This window comes from Arsenicibacter rosenii, from assembly GCF_001870735.1.
GTDB lineage: Bacteria > Bacteroidota > Bacteroidia > Cytophagales > Spirosomataceae > Arsenicibacter > Arsenicibacter rosenii.
On the sequence record NZ_MORL01000314.1, the window covers coordinates 1 to 371 of the forward strand.

1 protein-coding gene is annotated in these 371 nt (G+C 53.4%); it reads right to left on the bottom strand.

What is annotated here, in order from left to right:
- Nucleotides 1–299, bottom strand: a 299-nt coding sequence (locus BLX24_RS31410; RefSeq protein ID WP_143092991.1) for a hypothetical protein, incomplete at its 3' end; no start/stop codon positions are given.
- Nucleotides 300–371: the final 72 nt, after the last annotated feature.

Below are 371 nucleotides of genomic sequence, written 5' to 3' on the forward strand. Positions count from 1 at the left end.
TTCGAGTCGGCTTCTTTGGCCAGCTGCCGGTAATTGACAGCCATATTCCGGTACATGGCTTTCTGGGCCCGCAGCTCCTGAATATGCTTCTGCCAGGCTTCCTGTTCTTCCGATACAAGTTCAGCCATCTCCTGCGATCGCTGCTCATTCTCTTCCGCAATTCTGGCTTTGGCGCGGTTGATTTCGTCCAGGCGTTTCTGGTAGTTCTCCGGAGCGGGCACCTTGCTGCCGTTCAGGCGTTTTACCGGTGCATCCAGCTTTTTGGACACCGGCGGAATTTGTGATGGTTGTGCTGTCATACCAATACGTGGGCGCTGCCCGAATAGTCTTCGTCTTCAGATTTGTTTGTGAGCATCTGGTTATAGTAGGGC